Origin of the sequence: Streptococcus sp. 3167 (assembly GCF_013277175.1) — a bacterium.
Taxonomy (GTDB): Bacteria; Bacillota; Bacilli; order Lactobacillales; family Streptococcaceae; genus Streptococcus; species Streptococcus pseudopneumoniae.
Genome location: NZ_VMML01000026.1, coordinates 17,174 through 37,912, shown reverse-complemented (window position 1 = coordinate 37,912; position 20,739 = coordinate 17,174). Strand labels below are relative to the sequence as shown.

Here is a 20,739-nt window from a genome sequence, read left to right as displayed (position 1 = left end):
AACCATACCTACGGCAAGGCGACGCTGACGTGGTTTGAAGAGATTTTCGAAGAGTATTAAATAAAAATTATTGTATGTTGTTGCCCTTAACTTGGAATGATAAGGGAATAACTAGAAAGATTTGTGAATATAGACTATTTCTGATATACTAAATATACAGTAATAATGAATGATGGGAGATGGGATGGAAGAATTTCAATTTGAGAGAAAGCAGCGTTTTTCTTTGAGGAAATATGCAATAGGAGCTTGCTCGGTCTTGCTAGGAACGAGTTTATTTTTTGCTGGTATGGGTGCTCAACCTGTACAGGCTACCGCAACGAGTTCAACACTAATTTCAAGTCATTATTTGGATGAGCAGGATTTACCTGAAAAGCTGAAATCTGAGTTGCAATGGTTTGAAGAAAATAAAATTGAGGTAAAAGAGGGAAAAGAATACTACTTTATCTATCGAAAATTGGCTACAAGATTACCAGAAACAGGTCTTTTTTCTAATGATGGGATGTTTATCTTGGGAGCAGGATTATTATTGCTTTCCTTCACTTTAATCAAGAGAAAAAGGGGAGCGTCTTACTTCCTTGTGACAGTCTTTGCTGTTGGTGGCTGGGTAGCATCCATCTCTGCTTTAGAAAATTTGGTAGAATTGCAACCAGCCCTTGTTAAGAGAGTAGAAGGTCAGTTTCTACCAAGTCCTGAAAGAGTCCAAGGATACGAATTTACGGGATATTATTTGGTAAGAGATAGTGCTAGTAAGGAACTTTCTGTTGATAAGGTAGAGTCGCCAGCATTATCTCAAAAGGAGGAAAGTTCAGAACCTCAATCTAAGAAGATTGTACCACAGACTGCATCTCATTTTAGCTCGACTGAAGACCTTGTGCAATCTCCTCAACCATCCTACGCAGTTGAGAAAATTGTTGAAGCTCCTGATGAAATTGTGCCTATAGGGCCTAAGGAAGAAGTTGCAGGAAATCCCAAAGTAGAACAACCGAAAGCAGAAGATAATAGTGATTATAAAACAAGTCCTGAGGAAGGTGTGTTAAATGCCACAGTAGAGAAACCAGAATTGCTAATCACTACAGAGGAGGTTGTTTTCCAAACGATAGAACAAGAAGATGCAACCTTAGCTAAAGGGCAAACTAAAGTTGTTCAAGAAGGTGTTGTTGGTGAACGCACCATCTATACGGAAGTCACTATCGTTAATGGGGAAAAATCTAGCAAAGTTATAGAAAATATAATCACAAAAGATCCGGTGGACAAGGTGATTGTAGTTGGGACTAAGGAAGAAGTTGCACCAAAACCAACACAACCTGTAACTCCAGATCTAGAGGAAAGTAGACCAGTTCAACCTGAAAAAACTCCAATAGTAGAGAATGAAACAGAGACAAAACCAGCTGATGGAATAGGACAATCAAGACCAGGAGCAGAAGAAACGCCGGGTACAGAAGCAACACCAGGAGAGAAACAAACACCTGACAAACCCAAAGCCGAGCCGAAGCAACCAGAACCAGCAAGCCCAGCCGTGGAATCAGGGGGTGAGGAAAATCAAACTCATGCCCCACAAGGTACTGAGTCTAATCAACCATCTAAAGAAACTGCTGAGACCAAAGATTCTGAACCAGCAATCCCAGCCGTGGAATCAGGGGGCGAGGAGAATCAAACTCATGCCCAACAAGGTACTGAGTCTAAGCCACCATCTAAAGAAACTGCTGAGACCAAAGATTCTGAACCAGCAACCCCAGCCGTGGAATCAGGACGCGAAGAAGATCAATCTCTTGCGGAACAAAAGGGTGAGGAGAAACAGCTGGAGAATTCAGTTGAGGGGGTAAAAGATGTTGGTGAGTCTGCCCCACAAGGTACTGAGTCCCAGCAACCATCTAAAGCAACTGCTGAGACCAAAGATTCTGAACCAGCAACCCCAGCCATGGAATCAGGACGCGAAGAAGATCAATCTCCTGCGGAACAAAAGGGTGAGGAGAACCAGCTGGAGAATCCAGTTGAGGGGGTAAAGGATGTTGGTGAGTCTGCCCCACAAGAACCCCAAAAACAACCAGAACAACCAGAACAAACGGCTCCATCTCCAGAGGTCAACCCAAGTCAAGGAAACGAACCAGAATCAGCTGTTCAGCCTGAACCCTTATCTCCCCAAGAACAGTCAGATTCACAAGAGCAACCAACTGTCCCAAGTCCAGTAACGAAAGAAAAAGTATTGGAATATAAAACAACATATAAAGCTTCACCAGCCTTAAATTACAAAGAGCAACGAGTAGAAGTAGCAGGCGAAAATGGTAAGGAAGTGACAACTACTTCTTACAGTTTTGATGAAAGTACTGGGAAAATAGTAGAAAACACTTCAACAAAAATAGAAAAACATCCAGTAGATAGAGTTGTTAAGGTTGGAAATGTAGAAGAAACAAGATCAACAACCAAAAGACGTGAACAGTTTATCGCGGATGAGTCACTTGATAAAGGGGTTAAAGTAGTTAGAGAACAAGGTCAAGATGAAGAAACAACGACTATAAGTGTTTATAAAGTAAATTCGACGACAGGAGAATTAACTGATCCAGAAGTTTCAACAAAAGTAGCCAAAGCAATGCAAGCGAAAATAACGGCAGTAGGAACAAAACCAACAGTTCAATCACAAGAAATTCCTTTTAAGACAATTTATAAAGCATCGTCAGATTTAAGTTACAATGTGCAACAAGAAGAAACACCAGGGGAGAATGGTAGCTCAGTATCAACTACAACATACACAGTAAATCAAGAAACAGGAGCTATCTCAGAAGAAACTACAACAGAAAACACTCCAGCTAAAGACAAAATAGTAAAAGTTGGAAATGTAGAAAAGATCGTGTCACCTATAGAAATCACCGAGTTGAGAAAAGATAACCCTGAACTTCCAAAAGGAAAAGAAGAGGTTGAAGATGCAGGTGAGCAAGGGGAAACAACCGTCACTAAAACTTATGAAGTTAATCCGGAGACAGGAGAATTAACAAATCCAATTGAGAAAACTGAAATAACTAAAGCTATGCGACAAAAAGTAATCTTGGTTGGTACTAAAGAAGACACTCAAATTCCTCAGACCAAAGTAGAGACCAAAGCTGTTCCTTATGAAACCATTTATGAAAAGAATGAAGCGCTAGACCACGGCGTTACAAGAGTAAAAATTTCGGGTGTTGAGGGACAAGAACAAGTTACTACTACCTATACCAAAGATCAAGCAAGTGGCAATATTTCTGAGAGTAAAACTGTCAAAATAGTAGCCAACAAAGTTGATCAAGTTGTAGAAGTTGGAACTAAACCGAGTGTTGAAACCACTGTCCTATCTCATAAAATGATCTACCAGGTGAATCCTGCTTTGGAGTTCAGAAAAGAGGAAGTAGCGGTTGCAGGGCGTGATGGTTCGGTGGAAACTAGGACGACTTATCAACTAGACCAGGCAACAGGTCAGGTGACGGTATCTGACACCACTAGACAAGTAAATCCAGCAGTCGATAAAGTGATTCAAGTTGGTAATGTGGAAAAAGTAATACAACCGATTGCTGTTACTGAGGAACGAAGAGAGGATTCTTCTCTTGCTAAAAAGATGGAAAAGGTAGCCTCTGAAGGAGAAGTTGGTGAGAATACACTGACCAGAACCTACGCTATCAATGAACAAACTGGTGAATTGGTTAATCCTCGAGAAGTGAGTCAAATAACAAAACCAATGAAACCGAGAGTTGTTTTAGTTGGTAGTCAGGAGGATAAACCACACATCCTTCCAACAAATAGTGAGAGAGAAGATGCTGTGGATGTGTCTGCTCTGACCACAAGCGCGAGGTCAGTAGACTTCTTACATGACAGTAAACTAAAAGCACAGTTAGAGCCTACCTATGATCCTCGAGATATTATAACAAGGAGAATTGCGCTCAGAAAAACACACCCAAATATCACTGACCAAGAGGTCAAAGATATGTTGCGCATAGAGTATCTTCAAAAACTGTCAATCCAAGAAAGCTTTGATCAGACGAAGAGGCAAGCTGAGTCAAGTTTCAAAAAGATTGCCTCGCATACATTAGGAATTATAGGAGATACCCCTGAAAATCGCAGCAAGGTCAAACAAGAGCTGGAGCAATACAAAGAGCAGATTTTGTTGGGACTGTCTTATATCAATCGTTTTTATAATATTCAATTTGGGGACACGAATATTCGTGATATTCTGGCCTTTAATCCAAGCTCATTTGGTAATAAGACAATGACAGCCTTGGATAGTTTGAAAAAATTAGGATCCATGTCTTATGAAGAGATGAAATTGACCAATAGTCCTCAAACATTTACAAAGTATTTATCTACCATTACAGGTAAGGCTAGCTTGAAGGAATTTTTAGACAGCAATCGCCAACTCTTTACGTCAGATGATGCGGATACCTGGCTTAAAAAATCTAGCCAAGCTATGATTGTTGAAAAACCATCTAAGGAAAATCCTTCAGCGCATGTCGGGCTGTATAGCAAGTTGACAGCTGGGGAAAAGGATCCTCGTAAACAAGAGGCTAATATGGCTGCTATTTTGGGACTTTTGAATGTGAAAGAACCAAATGTTTATGTGATTAGTAATATGGCGACGATTACTTACGGTAATATTGGTTCCTATATAGATACTTCTCTCGCCCAGTCTAATCCAACTAAGTACCAGGCTGAGCTTGCTAGAGTCAAGTCTTTAATTGAAAAGGCGGCTGTACAACAAGCCAACTATGTCGATACTCTTTATCGTATAACAAAACCAGAAAATCGTGATAAGTTGCTGACAAATCGCTTGATTATTGATACGATGAAGAAATATACAAGTAATCCGAATGCCCAGATTGATAGCACTTGGTCACCAGCTACTGGTAGTGGAGCTGATAAGGGGGTCGACCAGTTTATGACTCCTATGAATTACTATTCTCCAGTAAGTAAGGTGGGAGCTGAGGCTAATGGATTAGGTGTCCGTTACTTTATAGATAGAGTTCTGGATGATAGAGGTTCAGCGACTTATTCTCATGAAATGACGCACTTACTAGATAGAACGGTCTTGTTTAATAATCACGGTCGTCGAGATGGTACAGCCGCAGAGTTTTATGCGCGTGGTATTTTTGAAAACTCCTATAATCCAGAAAAGGATACTTATTTCAATCTCAACTTTGTATATGATGAGAGTGATAAGGATGGATTTTACAATAAGACACCTGATCGATTTAAAACGGCAGAAGATTTGCAATCTTACATGAAGGGAAGTTTTGATGTCCTTTATACTCTAGATTATCTAGAAGCTGAGGCAACGAAAAATCTAACTGATGAAGAAAAAACTAAATATTTCAAGAAAATAGTTCCGATTAGTTCACCATTTAGAAGATGGATAGATTATCGTAATACAGTAATTCCAGCAACTCATAAGAGTGAGGAGATTCAAGCTCTGACCTTAGAAGATGCCAAAAACTTGACAGATATTGATAGTTTAATTGACAATCATATCCTGGTCAATCGTTATATCATTGCTGGCTTTAAGGATAAAGGTAAAATTGCACCAAATGGTTACTATACCGTTGATATGTTTGATACCATTTATGGTGTTAGTCAAAATGACTCTGGTATGAGTGGGGACATCACCTTTAGAAAACAAGCCTTTGAATTGATGGCTGCTTTGGGCTACTATGAAGGATTTGTTCCTTATGTATCAAATCAGTTTAAAGAAGAAGCTGAAGCAGAGGGAGTACCGTTATCAGATAAATATATTTTTGATAAAATTCTAGGAAAAACATATGCTGAGTTCAAAAAAGAGCAAATAAATGAGCGTGTTGAGAAATTAGGTAAGTTAACACCAATTACTATAAATTACAACGGAAAAGAAGAAGTGATTGATAGTAAAGAAAAATTACAAGAGCTTATGAATAAAGCTGTTAAAGAGGAACTTGCTCAAATAAAAGCAGGAAACACAACAGCTCAGAAATTTATGTTTATTGAAACTCCAGTTCAAAAACTGAAAAAAGCGATTTATAAAGCTTATCTCAAAGATTCAGATGACTTTAGACAGTCGATTTACAATAGTTAAGACAAAAGGGACATCTCTCTGGAATGAACATTCAGAGAGGTGTTTTTTGCGCTCTTGTAAGGTTTGACCTTGTTTCTTGAAAATGACAGTTTATATGAACATGGAGTGATTTTCAGACTTTTCCACAAATTATAGAATCTTTTCTGAGGATTTAGGGAGTGATGGAGGAAGTCTTGAAAGCGCTTTTGTTTTGTGCTATAGTCAAGTCAATAGACTTGTTTAACGAGGAATGCTTGTATGAGAAGAGAAGAAGTTTTACGAAATCACTGGTTTTTTAGTCAAGAGGTGGGGAAAGAAGAGGCCTTGGCGCCGGATTTTCAGAGGGAAAATTGGCAGTCGATTCAAGTACCACATGACTGGAGTATTTACAATGATTTTGATCAGTATTCTCCAGCGCAAAATGAGGGTGGGCAGCTAAATGGTGGTCAAGCTTGGTACCGGACACAGTTTTACTTGGAAGAAGATGTCAGTCTTGTTTCGGTGCGTTTGCTCTTTGATGGGGTTTACATGAATGCCCAAGTCTATATCAACGGGCAAGTGCTGGGCTATTATCCCAATGGCTATACACCCTTTTCTTATGATATCACCCCTTATCTAAGAAACGATGGGACAGCCAACCAGCTTGCGGTTTTTGTGGAAAATCAGCAACCTAGCAGTCGTTGGTACTCTGGTAGCGGTATTTACCGGGAAGTAAAATTGTTGATGACAGATTCGGTGCATCTGGATTTGTATGGGATTAAGATAGAAAGTCCCAAGCTCAAGGAACAAAGAGATAGATGGGTGGAGACTCAGCTTACAAGTAAGGTTTCAAATGATGGCTCTCAGTCTGTGTCGGTGTATTTGGAGCAGAGTATCTGGTATGATGGACAACAGGTTTCAGACTGGCAGGCGACAGACTCTCTAGTGATTGAGTCTGGGGACAAATATTCTTTCCAACAAGCCATATCAATTTTCCAACCTTTGCTTTGGGATATTGACCATCCTTACCTTTACCAATTGAAGACTCGCCTTTACAAAGATGGCATTTTGGTTGATGAAGAAGAGGAGACCTTTGGTTACCGCTATATGGATTGGCAAGTGGATAAGGGCTTCTTTCTAAATGGTCGCTGGTTGAAGATTCATGGGGTTTGTTTGCACCATGACTACGGAGCGCTGGGAGCTGTGGAAAACAGGTCAGCTGCTGAGAGACGCTTGCGCCAGATGAAGGAAATGGGCGTCAATGCTATTCGAATTACCCATAATCCAGCCAGTAGCATTTTACTCGCTCTAGCTGCCAAAATGGGGCTACTCATCCAAGAAGAAGCTTTTGATACCTGGTATGGAGGCAAGAAAGAATATGACTATGGTCGCTTTTTTGAGGAAGAAGCGACTCATCCAGAAGCGAAAGCAGGCGATTTCTGGTCAGATTACGATTTGCGCACCATGATTGAGCGTGGCAAGAACAATCCAGCGATTTTTATGTGGTCCTTGGGAAATGAAGTCAGCGAAGCAAATGGAGATGCTCATTCATTGAAGACTATCAAACGCTTGCTGGGAAGGGTTAAGGAAGTGGATGATAGCCGTTTTGTGACCATGGGAATGGACGAGTTTCGCTTTGGAGATGGGTCTGGAGGCCATGAAAAGATAGCCGATTTGCTGGATGTGGTAGGCTTGAATTACTCGGAAGACAATATTGATGGGATTCGCAAAAGACATCCTAAGTGGCGACTTTATGGATCTGAAACCTCATCGGCTACAAGGACGCGTGACAGCTATTTTCGCCCAGATAAGGAATGGGTTGGGGATAATCGCCGCGTGCGGAATTTTGAACAGTCAGACTATGGCAATGATCGAGTTCCTTGGGGGAAGACAGCGACGGCTTCTTGGATAGCAGATAGAAATCGGCTAGACTATGCGGGTCAGTTTATCTGGACAGGAGTGGATTATATTGGTGAGCCCACTCCTTGGCACAATCAAAATGACATGCCTGTAAAGAGTTCCTATTTTGGGCTTGTGGATACGGCAGGGATTCCTAAAAATGACTATTATTTCTATCAAAGTCAGTGGTTGGACCTAGATCAGTATCCCATGGTTCATATCCTACCCCATTGGAATTGGGAAATCCACAAGAGTTATCAACAAGTTGTGGATAAGTATGGGGATATCCCTGTTCGAGTGTATTCAAATGCCCGTTCTGTAGAGCTATTTCTCAATGGAAAATCCCAAGGTAGGAAGACCTTTCAGGAAAAATGGACTTCAGACGGTCGAAGATACCAGGAGGGACAAGGTTCTGACCAGCTCTATCTAGAATGGCGATTGGCTTATCAACCGGGAGAATTGCGTGCTGTGGCCTATGACCGTCAAGGTCAGCTTGTGGCAGAAGATAGGGTGGTGACTGCAGGTAAGCCAGCCAAAATCGGGCTACATGCTGAGAAGACAAAACTGGAGCCAGATGGGCAAGACCTCCTCTATCTCTATTTTGATGTATTGGACAAGGATGGAAATTGGGTGCCGACTGCTTCCAATCAGCTTCATTTTGAAATTGAAGGCCCTGCTCTTATTGTAGGTGTGGATAATGGTAGGCAGGCCAGTCGTGAACGTTACCAAGCCCAGAAAAATGGTCGGTTTAAGCGGAAAGCCTTTCATGGCAGAGGTGTCCTCTTAGTTCAGAGCTTGGAGCGGGTAGGTCAAGTGAGAGTAAAGGCCAGTGCCAGAGGGCTAGAGCCGGCAAGTTTCGATCTCTTAGTGGGAGAGGATTTGGCTTGCCAGTCAGTGAAAAATCAGCGCTTATTTGAGATTCGAGTGGACAAGCAGGCAGGATTACAAGAAGGGGATTCCCCAGCTATTGGACTTTATCCACAAACTGTGGATAACCTTGTGAACAAGGTGGGGAATAGTGAAGTGATTTGGGAGACGAGTGGTAGTGCCCACGCCATTATCAAGCAGGGAGTGCTTCATTGCTTGTCTGCAGGCGACTTGGTTATCAGTGCTATTTATCAAGGAAAGACCTATCAAACTCATTTGCAGGTGGCAGAAAATACCTCACTAGGGCAGGCAGTTTTTGTACGACCACTTCGCTTGTATACAGCTAAGGGGACTTATCCACATCTTCCATCTTCAGTTTTGGTGGACTATGAGTCTGGCGGTGCAAAACGAGTCAAGGTTGTTTGGGAGGCAATCTCCGAAGAAGATATGGCAAGCTTTCATGAGTTTATGGTATCTGGTCAGCTGGAAGGGCTGGATTTAAAGGCTTCTGCTCAGATTTGTGTCCAAGGGATTTGCGCTATTGAGACTGAAAGGATTTGGACGCTTGTCAAGGAAGCCCCACACCTACCAGACCGAGTTAAGCTAGTCTTATCAGATGGCAGACGAGATACGGCCAAGGTGACTTGGGATGAACTCGATCCTCAAGTCTATGCTCAGGTAGGAGAATGTATTCTTACAGGACAAGTAGCGGGCTGTGAGTTGCCAGCAACAGTCACCATTCATGTGACAGATGCCAGTGTAGATGGGGAAGTCATTTCCAATCAGTGGACAGGATCCAACCTGCCTCTGGTATTTGCTTCCCACTCAGAGCCTAATCACCCAGTCTCTTACCTCAATGACAAGGTCATTTCTCGGAAGAAATCGACAGCCAATACTTGGATTGCCAAGTCAGAGCAAGCCAATGTCGGCATTCTTTTTGGAGATGCAGGGATTTTAAAACCGCGATTTGTGGATAATGTGACCTTGTATTATGTCGAAAATCAAGACTACGTGGCGGTGGATCCTACCCATATCGATTATTATGTAGGGAATGAGCCTAGCTTGCCTCGGACTCCAAATCATTTGGACAAGGATTCTCTGCTCAAACAAGAGGAGAATTGGCGCCCTGTATCAGCTATCCGAAAAGTGTCAAGTGACAAGGATGAGGAGCTTCGTTTTGAATTTGACAAGGTGGAAACCTATGCCCTTCGTCTTCGATTTGAAAACTTGGCAAGCCCCCTAGCCTTAACAGAATTGCAAGTGTATGCCAAAAAAGTAAAGAAAAATGTAGATAGGAAGTAGTATGGTAAGAGCAATAAAACCGCATGGCCCCTTGCCTAGTCAGGCCCAGTTAGCGTATTTAGAGGATGAACTAGCAGCCTTTATCCATTTTGGGCCTAATACCTTTTATGACCAGGAATGGGGGACAGGTCAGGAGGATCCTGAACACTTTAACCCGACACAGTTAGACGCGCGTGAGTGGGTTTGTGTACTCAAGGAAACGGGCTTCAAGAAGTTGATTTTGGTGGTCAAGCACCACGATGGCTTTGTCCTCTATCCGACAGCTCACACAGATTATTCGGTTAAGGTCAGTCCTTGGAGGAGAGGAAAGGGAGACTTGCTTCTTGAAGTATCCCAAGCTGCCACAGAGTTTGATATGGATATGGGGGTCTACCTATCACCGTGGGATGCCCATAGTCCCCTCTATCATGTGGACCGAGAAGCGGACTATAATGCCTATTATCTGGCACAGCTGAAGGAGATTTTATCAAATCCTGCCTATGGAAATGGAGGGAAATTTGCTGAGGTCTGGATGGATGGAGCCAGAGGAGAGGGCGCGCAAAAGGTCAGTTATGAATTTGAAAAATGGTTTGAAACCATTCGTGACCTGCAGGGCGACTGCTTGATTTTTTCAACAGAAGGCACCAGTATCCGCTGGATTGGCAATGAAAGAGGGTATGCAGGTGATCCCCTATGGCAAAAGGTGAATCCTGATAAGCTAGGAACAGAAGCAGAGCTGAACTATCTTCAGCACGGGGATCCCTCGGGCACGATTTTTTCAATCGGAGAGGCAGATGTTTCCATCCGTCCGGGCTGGTTTTACCATGAGGATCAGGATCCTAAGTCTCTCGAGGAGTTGGTCGAAATCTATTTTCACTCAGTAGGGCGAGGAACTCCACTCTTGCTTAATATTCCGCCGAATCAAGCTGGGCTCTTTGATGCAAAGGATATTGAACGCCTCTATGAATTTGCGGCCTATCGCAATGAGCTCTATAAAGAAGATTTGGCTTTGGGAGCTGGGGTATCTGGTCCAGCTCTTTCCGCAGACTTTGCTTGTCACCATCTGACAGATGGTCTTGAGACCAGCTCTTGGGCAAGCGACGTAGGCTTGCCAATCCAGTTAGAACTAGACCTAGGATCTCCTAAAACTTTTGATGTAATTGAGTTAAGAGAAGATTTGAAGCTAGGGCAACGAATCGCTGCTTTTCATGTGCAAGTAGAGGTGGATGGTGTCTGGCAGGAATTTGGCAGGGGCTTCACAGTTGGTCATAAGCGCCTCTTGCGAGGGCCGATAGTAGAGGCACAGAAGGTGCGCGTGATGATTACAGAGACACAGGATTTACCTGTACTGACCAAGATTTCCCTCTATAAAACTCCTAGCTTATCAAAAAAAGAAGTTGTTCAGGGATTAGCATTTGCAGAAAAAAGCCTAGCTGTGGCAAAGGGAGAGACTCTTCATTTTAGGATTGAACGTAGCGAAAGTAGTACTCCTTTGGAAGCTAAGATTTCGATTCAACCGGGGACAGGTGTCCATGGTGTCGTCTATCAGGACGAGATTCAAGTCCTTCAATTCCAAGCTGGGGAAAGCAAAAAAGATTTGACCATACCAACCCTGTATTTTGCTGCCGATAAGACCTTGGATTTCTATCTGAATCTGACTGTTGATGGACAGCTGATTGATCAAGCTCATATTTTAGTTGAAACGAGATAAAATATCTTAACAACTCATTTCTTTTCCGAATAAATAGATAGTAGCAGTGAATCTAGTAAACCTAGATTTAAAAATGTGCTATAATGAAAGGAGAAGAAATATGACATTACGTCATCCGGGCATTAGCCCAACTAATGACTTGGTTGCTAAGAAAATTTTCAGCAACCCAGAAATCACTTGTCAGTTTATTCGCGATATGCTGGACTTGCCAGCCAAAAATGTGACCATTTTGGAGGGAAGCAACATTCACGTCTTGCCTTCCCTGCCGTACTCGGCACAGGATTTCTATACCAGTATAGATGTTTTAGCTGAACTAGATAATGGCACTCAAGTAATCATTGAGATTCAAGTCCATCATCAGAATTTTTTCATCAATCGCCTGTGGGCTTATTTGTGTAGTCAGGTCAATCAAAACCTAGAAAAAATTCGCCAACGTGAAGGTGACACCCACCAGAGTTACAAACACATTGCACCAGTATACGCTATCGCAATTGTGGACAGCAATTACTTTTCAGATGACCTAGCTTTTCATAGTTTTAGTATGCGCGAGGATACGACAGGTGAGGTTTTAACCATCACCAATAATGGACAAGAAAATCATCTGGTTAAGATGGCGTTCTTGGAACTAAAAAAATACAGAGAAACCAGCAAAGACGAGGTTCGCAAGCCGTGGTTGGAGTTTTTTGGTAATAAGCCCTTTACTCAGGAACCCGAGCGAGCCATCAGCCAAGCAGATCAACTGCTGGACTACAAGAGCTGGTCCGAGGAGGACAGGGAGATGTTTAGTGAACAACGCAGACGCGAAGAACAAGCCTTGCTAGCGCAGGACTATGCCTTGGAACAAGCTGAAGAAAAAGGGTTGGAGAGAGGTCGTGCAGAAGGTCTTGAACGTGGTCGAGCTGAGGGGATTGAACAAGGCATCGAAAAAGGTTTAGAGCGTGGACTTGAACGTGGAAAACTTTTTGCCTTTCTGGATATGGTTCGGCAAGGACTTCTGACTTCCGAGGTTGCCAGCCATCAGCTGGGTATGAGCGTCGCTGAGTTTGAGTCGCTATTGAAAAAACATTACAAATAAGACCTAAAAAAATACAGAGAAACCAGCAAAGACGAGGTTCGCAAAGCATGGTTGGAGTTTTTTGGGAATAAACCTTTTACCCAGGAACCCGAGCGAGCCATCAGTCAAGCAGACCAACTGCTGGACTACAAGAGCTGGTCCGAGGAGGACAGGGAGATGTTTAGTGAACAACGCAGACGCGAAGAACAAGCCTTGCTAGCGCAGGACTATGCCTTGGAACAAGCTGAAGAAAAAGGGTTGGAACGCGGTCGTGCAGAGGGGATTGAACAGGGTTTAGAGCGTGGTCACATGATTACAGCCTATGAGAATGTGGCTCTCTGGCATGAACACGACATTTCCCACTCATCAGCTAAGCGTATCATCACACCTGATACGACCATCTTGATTGACTACATGCTCAACCGTTTTGGAAATATCGTCAAGAACTTGACGGTCTTACCAGAAAACATGATCCGCAACATGAACGCGACTTTTGGTCTGTTCTTTAGCCAACGTGCTATGTTGACCTTGATTGAAAAAGGCATGACCCGTGAGCAAGCCTATGACTTGGTACAACCAAAAACAGCCTACTCTTGGGACAAGCAAGTAGACTTCAAACTACTTCTGGAAGCAGATCCAGAGGTGACATCACGTTTGACACAAGAGGAAATCGATGAGATTTTCAACCATCTTTACTATACCAAACGAGTGGAGCCTATCTTTGAACGTCTAGGATTAGAATCATTAGAAAAAATCGAATTTCTATGACTCCATTTATAGGAGTAGCAGAACTTCGATTTTTATGTTATCTCAAAGCCCTTTGCTAAAAAATATAATAGATTGAAACTAGAATAGTACACCTCTGCTTCTAAAACATGGTTAGAAATCGATTTGATTGTCCTGATTGATTTGTCCTATTTCTATTTCATTTTACTATAGAACCGTCCCATAAGGAGGGAGATTGGAAAATCTCCAGACTAGAGAAGTCAGCGACTTTCTTTGAATCTTGTTCCTTAAAGCTAGTCGTCTTTTTCAAGTGACCTGAATCTGCTTTAAAGCTGCCCCTACTGAAGGGAGAGCACAATCAAACTGTGCCGCAATTTCCCTGAAAGCAGCCTCGAGATGAGCCTCTACAAAAGCTTTCGACTCCTCTAAAGGAAGCTTTCGATTTTTGATGACTGGCTCTTTCCGCTCTCAGTGTCCTTGCTCACCTCATTTCTTTTCTTAGCTGAAGAGAGTTCTGAGACCAAGATCAAAAACTTTGGCTGCCTCGGCAGGCCTGTGTTCTTTTTTGATGTCATCCAATGCTCCTTGTTTAAAATCAGTAGGCTAGGCCATGGCTTTCTGATAACCTGCTTGTTTAAAACTGAGCAGCTATAGTAAGTGGTCAAGACTAGTCAAGTAGTCAGGAGAGGCAAGGAGCCGCTATCTTCTGTTCTATGGCAAGCAATCAGAATAGTTAGTGATATCACTGGCAGTTTCTCTTTTTTAGGCTCCTTGCATGTTGTCATCTTCAAATGATGCCAATGAAAAAGGCGCACCCCCTTACATTTTTTCTACTTATTTTGTCGAGGCTAGTGAAAAAGATAGAGTTATTTTGAAAAAATAATATTTATAGAAATTAAGGGCTGATTGAATCCTAAAGAATCAGAGCATGAGATGTCATGAGAATCGATAAATCCTTAACAAATTCATAAAATAATGAAAAATATGGATAAAAAAACCGAATAAAATTCACGAAAATCGAAAAAATTTTTTTTTTTTTTAGCAAAATATTAGCAAACAAAAAAGTTGCATATATCTTGGTAATTATGTATCATAGTAAAGTAAATCTATGCATAGAGGAAGTCTCCTTCTATAAGGAAGGAGGAGCCTCTCTTGTGTAGAAAAATATAATCCTAAAGGAGATTTAAGTAATGGACAAGAAAGTATCCATGAGTCGATCTGAGCGCCTGCGTCGTGAGAAGGTCACGCGTTATTCTATTCGTAAATATAGCTTTGGTGCAGCTAGTGTGGCAGTAGCGGCTCTATTTATGTTTTTGGGGAACGGAGCAGTGTCAGCTGCTGAGAATGGCGTAGGCTCACAAGACGGAACCGCTGTGGCAGCTAATCCTAACGGGGGGGGGGAGACTCCACCAGGAGATGGAGCAACATCTACTGCTACAGAAAACCAAAAACCTGTAGCGGTAATTGACTATTCTCGCCAGACTGAAAAGGAAATCTTTGTCTATAATGAGGAAGATGCAAATATTGAAATTCCTGTCCACGATGACAGTGGGGAAATTCTTTATGCAACATTCAAAAAGGGGTCAAACCAGAAATTTAACAAAGTTACAGGAGAAGAAAATAAACTTGACCTTGAGTTTGGCTATACTGGAACGGTAATTAATGATGATAAGTCTAATACTACAACTGCTACTCCTGATGAATCTGGTACTTCTGCTACTGTAGCTGATCCTGCTAAAATTAGCATTTCAGGAAAACCGAATGAGCAACTAAAAGGAAATAATGGATATACAAAAAGAGAGGACCAAGCACTCAAAATTGGGACTCGCTTTGTAAAGGTTGGTGATAAACAAGGTGCGAATAATGTTGGAGACTCTGGGACAATAAGAGATCCAGGCTATATCTCTCTTATCCTTAAATCTCAAACCTACAAATATAGCATCCAGGAACCAGCAAGCAATGCTGATAAAATTCCTGTCTCAAATATTGACAATTTAACTACTGCAGATATTGACAAAATTAAAACTCAGCTTAAAGTTGAATATTCTAAAACTAGCCAGGATGCTAGACTAGCGTCGCAAAGAGGGACTGCTTTAACAAATCGTGATTCAGTAGTGGAGAGTGTAGGTGTAGCGGATGGAAACGTCACTGTAACCTATAAAGACGGTTCAACAGATGTGGTTCCAGTTGCTAATGTAGCACGTACCAATCAACCTCCAACAGTAGATATTCCATATTCTGATCCTACTGAAAGAGAAATCTATGTGTATAGTGGAGAAGACAACTCATTTGATATCAAAATTAAAGATGATGCAGATAAGATTAAGTCTGCTAAACTGCTGAAAGGTGGGAATAGAACCTTTAATCCTGTTCGAGATGAAGAAAATAAAGTTGATACGGAGTATGGATATAAGGCAAATGTTTTTACTTCCGAAACACCAGCATCAGAGACTAATCCAGCAGTTATTACCTATTCCGGTAGGACAACTGCGACAAATGGTTTGACACAAGATAAATTAAATCGAGGAACAAAAGGGGAAAATCCTGAACGCCTGGCTTTGGGTTGGCGTTATGTGCGGGTTACGGATCTTGAAGGAACAGATTTTACTGGATCTGACACGGAAAAAAACAATGATCATGCTTTCAACGTTGTCAATAAACCTCAGAGGCAAAAATATGATATAAAAACTCCTGAGGAAGCCGACAAGGTTGTTGTTACCGACCCTGCAGCTGTAACAGATGAAGAGTTTGAAAAAGTAAAAGAAAAAGTCAAGCTTGAATATTCTAAAACCAATCCAGATAAACGGCTAGAGTCTAAGCGGGGTCAAGAAGTAGAGAATCAAGATAGTAAGATTCAATCAATTACAAAAGATGGAAATGATTTACTAGTAACCTATACAGATGGATCTATAGACAGAAGACCACTAACAGAGTTTACGACCCTAAATAAACAACCTGCGATTGATGCAGTGAACAAGGCTGCAGAAGATAAGATTGCAGAAATTAATGCTAGTACAGATCCTAATGCTACTGATGATGAAAAACAAGCAGCTATCGCTAAGGTAAATGCAGATAAAGAGAAAGCATTAGCAGCCATTAATGATCCTAACCTAACAACAAAAGCTGCCTTGGATCAAGCTCAAACTGCAGGGACAACCGCCATTGCAGCAGACAATCCAGTAGTAGCTAAAAAAGCTGAAGCCAAAGCGGCAATTGAAGCAGCACGTAAGGCCAAAGAAGATGCTATTAATGCAGACAGAAACCTATCAGAAGCTGAAAAAACAGCCGCTATTGCTAAAGCCAACGCAGCAGCCCAGGCAGCAACTGAGAAAATCGATGCAGCGACGACAGATGCAGCTGTAGATGCTGCGCAAACAGAAGCCACTACAGCCATTTCTAAAGTAAACCCAATCGCTAAAGAGAATGCTAAGGCAGCAGTTGCCAATGCCTTAACAGCTAAAAATGATGAGATTGATAAGCGCACAGACCTAAGTCAAGCAGAAAAAGACGCAGCTAAAGCAGAAGCCCAAAAATTAGCTGATGCAGAATTAGCTAAAATCAACGCTCAACCTGATAATGAAGATACAGAAGATGCAGCTCGAGCAACCCAAAAACTTGTGGACGCTGCAGAAGATAAAGGTGTAGCGGATGTTACCTCTGTAACTCCAGTAGCCAAAGATGCTGCTAAACAAGCAGTGGCAGATGAATTAGCTGCTAAGAATAAGGAAATCGATGATCGCCAAGATCTAACAGCTGAAGAAAAAGCGAAAGCTAAGGCAGAAGCTCAAGCAGCTGCTGACAAAGCGAACCAAGCCATCGATGCTCAACCAGAAGTAGCCGCAACACCAGAAGAAGCCCAAGCAGCTCAAGAACAAGTAGATGCCGCTAAGGCACAAGGTGTAGAAGCGATTAAAGCTGTGAATCCAGAAACAACTGCTAAAGCAGCCGCTGACAAAGCCATTGATGACGCTCTTGCTGCTAAGAACAAGGCCATTGATGAGCGTACAGACTTGACAGATGCAGAGAAGAAAGCTGCTAAAGACAAGGCTAAGGAAGAAGCAGACAAGGCTAAGGCAGCAGTAGCAGCCGCAACAAGTGATGCAGAAGTAGCCAAAGCCAAAGAAGCCGGTGAGTCTGCAGTTGGTGCTGTGAATCCAGTAGCCAAAGCAGCTGCTAAACAAGCAGTGGCAGATGAATTAGCTGCTAAGAATAAGGAAATCGATGATCGCCAAGATCTAACAGCTGAAGAAAAAGCGAAAGCTAAGGCAGAAGCTCAAGCTCGAGCAGCCGAAGCGAACCAGGCCATTGATGCTCAACCAGATGTAACCACAACACCAGAGGAATCAAGGAAGGTTCAAGGAGCAGTAGATAGTGCTAAGGAACACGGTGTAGCAGCGATTAAAGCTGTGAATCCAGAAACAACAACTAAAGCTGCAGCCAAGAAAGCTATTGATGATAAGCTAGCTGAACAACTAAAAGCCATTGAAAACACACCAGATGCTACGGATGAAGAAAAAGCTGAAGCTGTTGAAAAAGCGACAGCCTTAGCTAAAGAAGCTAAGCAAGCAATTGATATTGCTACAACAGATTCAGAGGTTAAGAAACTTCAAGATGATGCAAATGCTGAAATAGGGAAAGTTTTACCTGTTGTAGAAGATAAACCAAATGCTCGTAAAGCCATTGATGAGCAAACAAAAGCGAAGAAAGAAGAGATTGACGCGCGTACTGACTTATCTCCTAAAGCGAAAGAGAATCTTAAAGATAAAGCAGATCAAATAGCGGCCGAAGCTAAGAAATTAGTAGATGCTGCGAATAAAGAAGCAGATGTTAATAAGATTCAAGACGCAGATAAATCGGCAATTAGAGCAGTTGGGGATATTAACAGACCAATTGATAAAGTGCTAGTTAATGATCCAGCCAACCTAAAAGCTGAGGAAAAAGCTAAAATCTTAGAAGAAGTGAAGAAAGTGAACCCAACAGCCAAAGAGGTTAAATATAACGACGCTGGAAATATTGAAGTTACTACAGCAAATGGTGATAAGGGAATCATTAATCCAACTGATCTGGTGAAAACGTTGGAGAATCTAGATAATGGTAAAGGTGGAAACGATATTAACAAACCACTTGATAAAGTTATCATCAAGGATAAATCGATGTTGACAGAGTCAGAAAAAGCTCAAATTATTGCTGCTGTTAAGTCTGTAAATCCAAATTCTATTGTGCTACTCGATGCAGACGGAACTGTTTCAGTGTCTACACCAGAAGGTCAGACTGCAACGATTCCATCAACTGAGTTAGTGAGAACTAAGGAAGATACAGCTAAATCTGACGCAGGAAATGGTGAAATTGTTAAACCAGCAGATAAAGTGGTTGGTGAACCGACTGATTCAGCTGCACAAGCCAAAGTAGAAGAAAAATTAAGAAAACTCAATCCTGAGGCTAAATCTGTTAAATTTGATGATAAAGGTAACGCTACTGTTACTTTAAATGATGGAACTGTGGCAACAATTCCATGGAAAGATTTATTCAAATCACCGGAAGACGCAACTAAACCAAACGCAGGCAACGACATCGTTAAGCCGGCGGATAAGACGGTTGTAGCGAACTCAGACAAGTTGACAGTTGCAGAGAAGAAAGCTATTGAAGAGAAGGTTAAAGCAGTTAACCCAGGAGCGACTGTAGTAGTGGACGATAAAGGAAATGCCACAGTCACAACACCAGAAGGTAAGACAGCCGTTATTCCAGCAACAGACTTGACGAAGTCAGCAGCAGATGCAGCGAAACCAAATGCAGGCAATGATGTCAATACACCAGCAGCTAAAACTGTAGCAGCGAACCTAGACAAGTTGACAGACGCAGAGAAGAAAGCTATTGAAGAGAAGGTTAAAGCAGTCAACCCAGGCTCAACTGTAGTAGTAGACGATAAGGGTAATGCTACAGTTACAACACCAGAAGGTAAGACAGCGGTCATTCCAGCCACTGATTTAGTGAAAACACAAGATGATATTACTAAAGAAAATGCAGGCAATGATGTCAATACACCAGCAGCTAAAACTGTAGTAGCAGATCCAGATGCCTTAACTCCAGAAGAGAAGAGAGCTATTGAAGAGAAGGTTAAAGCAGTCAACTCAGGTTCAACTGTAGTAGTAGACGATAAAGGTAATGCAACAGTAACTAAAGCTGATGGTACAGTTCTGAATATTCCGGCTTTAGACCTAGTAATCCCAGCTGGAAACCTAGCTGACGAAGCTAAGACTGCTAAAGTGAAAACACCAGCATTCCGTACATTAGTTGGAAACAAAGATAACTTAACGGAAGATGAAAAAGCGGCAGTTAAGAAAGCAATTGAAGCCGTCAATTCAGGAGCGACTGTAGTAGTAGACGATAAAGGTAACGCCACAGTAACACTAGATGGAAATACAGTATCGATTGCAAAAGACCAATTAGTGAAAACAGAAAGTGATGTAACAGCTAAGAATAGCGGAGATAACATCAACCTTGACTTTGAAAAAGAAACAGTAGCAGACTTTACTAACTTAACAGATTCAGAAAAAGAAGCTGCAAAAGCTAAGATTAAAGCAGCAAATGCTGATGTAGTAGATGTTCTCTTTGACAAGGCAGGAAATGCAACTGTTGTAACTAAAGATGGCAAAGTTTTAGCAATTACCGCTGAAGCTATCTTTAAACAAGCTCCTTCAGCTCAAAATAACGGAGCTACTAACACTGAAGCAAAAGTGGATAAAGCTAAGTTAGCAGATGCTATTCGTCAGTTAGATGGACTAATCATCCAAGAATCAGCTAAGCTTGATGCAGAAACTGCAAAAGCAGCGAACGCATTATCAGCGGATGCTAAGAAAGTATTTGCCAATGCAGATGCAACTCAGGCAGATGTGGCTGCAACGGTTAAACGTATCGAAGACTTCCTGGCGAAAGTTTCTCCAGCAACTAATCATGCAAGTCCCGCTAATGACCAAGCTGCTCAAACACCAGCTGTAGTTCCAGCTCAAGCAGCAAATGCCAACCAAGCAGCAACAAACGTGCGTACAGTCGCTAAAGAGTTGCCAAATACAGGTACAGCAGATTCTACTGTAGCTATGGTAGCAGCTGCCGCAAGTGCCTTACTTGGTCTTGGTCTTGCAGGTCGTCGTCGTAAAGAAGACGAAGAAGCTTAATTGGTAGATG

5 protein-coding genes and 1 pseudogene are annotated in these 20,739 nt (G+C 42.0%); all 6 read left to right on the top strand.

Annotated elements, in window-relative coordinates; genetic code table 11:
* Window positions 1-184: 184 nt before the first annotated feature.
* On the top strand, window positions 185-6,061 hold the full coding sequence (locus HT678_RS04500; RefSeq protein WP_172924623.1) for a ZmpA/ZmpB/ZmpC family metallo-endopeptidase: 5,877 nt from the start codon (window positions 185-187) through the stop codon (window positions 6,059-6,061).
* 237 nt (window positions 6,062-6,298) lie between these two features.
* Complete coding sequence (locus tag HT678_RS04495; RefSeq protein WP_101514370.1) at window positions 6,299-10,087, top strand: sugar-binding domain-containing protein; 3,789 nt, start codon at window positions 6,299-6,301, stop codon at window positions 10,085-10,087.
* 1 nt (window position 10,088) lies between these two features.
* The gene (locus tag HT678_RS04490) at window positions 10,089-11,777 is read left to right on the top strand and encodes an alpha-L-fucosidase (RefSeq protein ID WP_000251022.1); all 1,689 of its coding nucleotides are present in this window, start codon (window positions 10,089-10,091) and stop codon (window positions 11,775-11,777) included.
* Window positions 11,778-11,877: 100 nt separating this feature from the next.
* Window positions 11,878-12,852: an Rpn family recombination-promoting nuclease/putative transposase gene (locus HT678_RS04485; RefSeq protein WP_000175246.1), complete on the top strand. Its 975-nt coding sequence runs from the start codon at window positions 11,878-11,880 to the stop codon at window positions 12,850-12,852.
* A gap of 279 nt (window positions 12,853-13,131) precedes the next feature.
* A pseudogene (locus HT678_RS04480) lies at window positions 13,132-13,599 on the top strand (adenylosuccinate lyase); the annotation flags it as partial.
* Window positions 13,600-14,747: 1,148 nt separating this feature from the next.
* A complete protein-coding gene (locus HT678_RS04475; RefSeq protein WP_172924621.1) occupies window positions 14,748-20,729 on the top strand; it encodes a DUF1542 domain-containing protein in 5,982 nt (1,993 codons plus the stop codon).
* Window positions 20,730-20,739 lie beyond the last annotated feature (10 nt).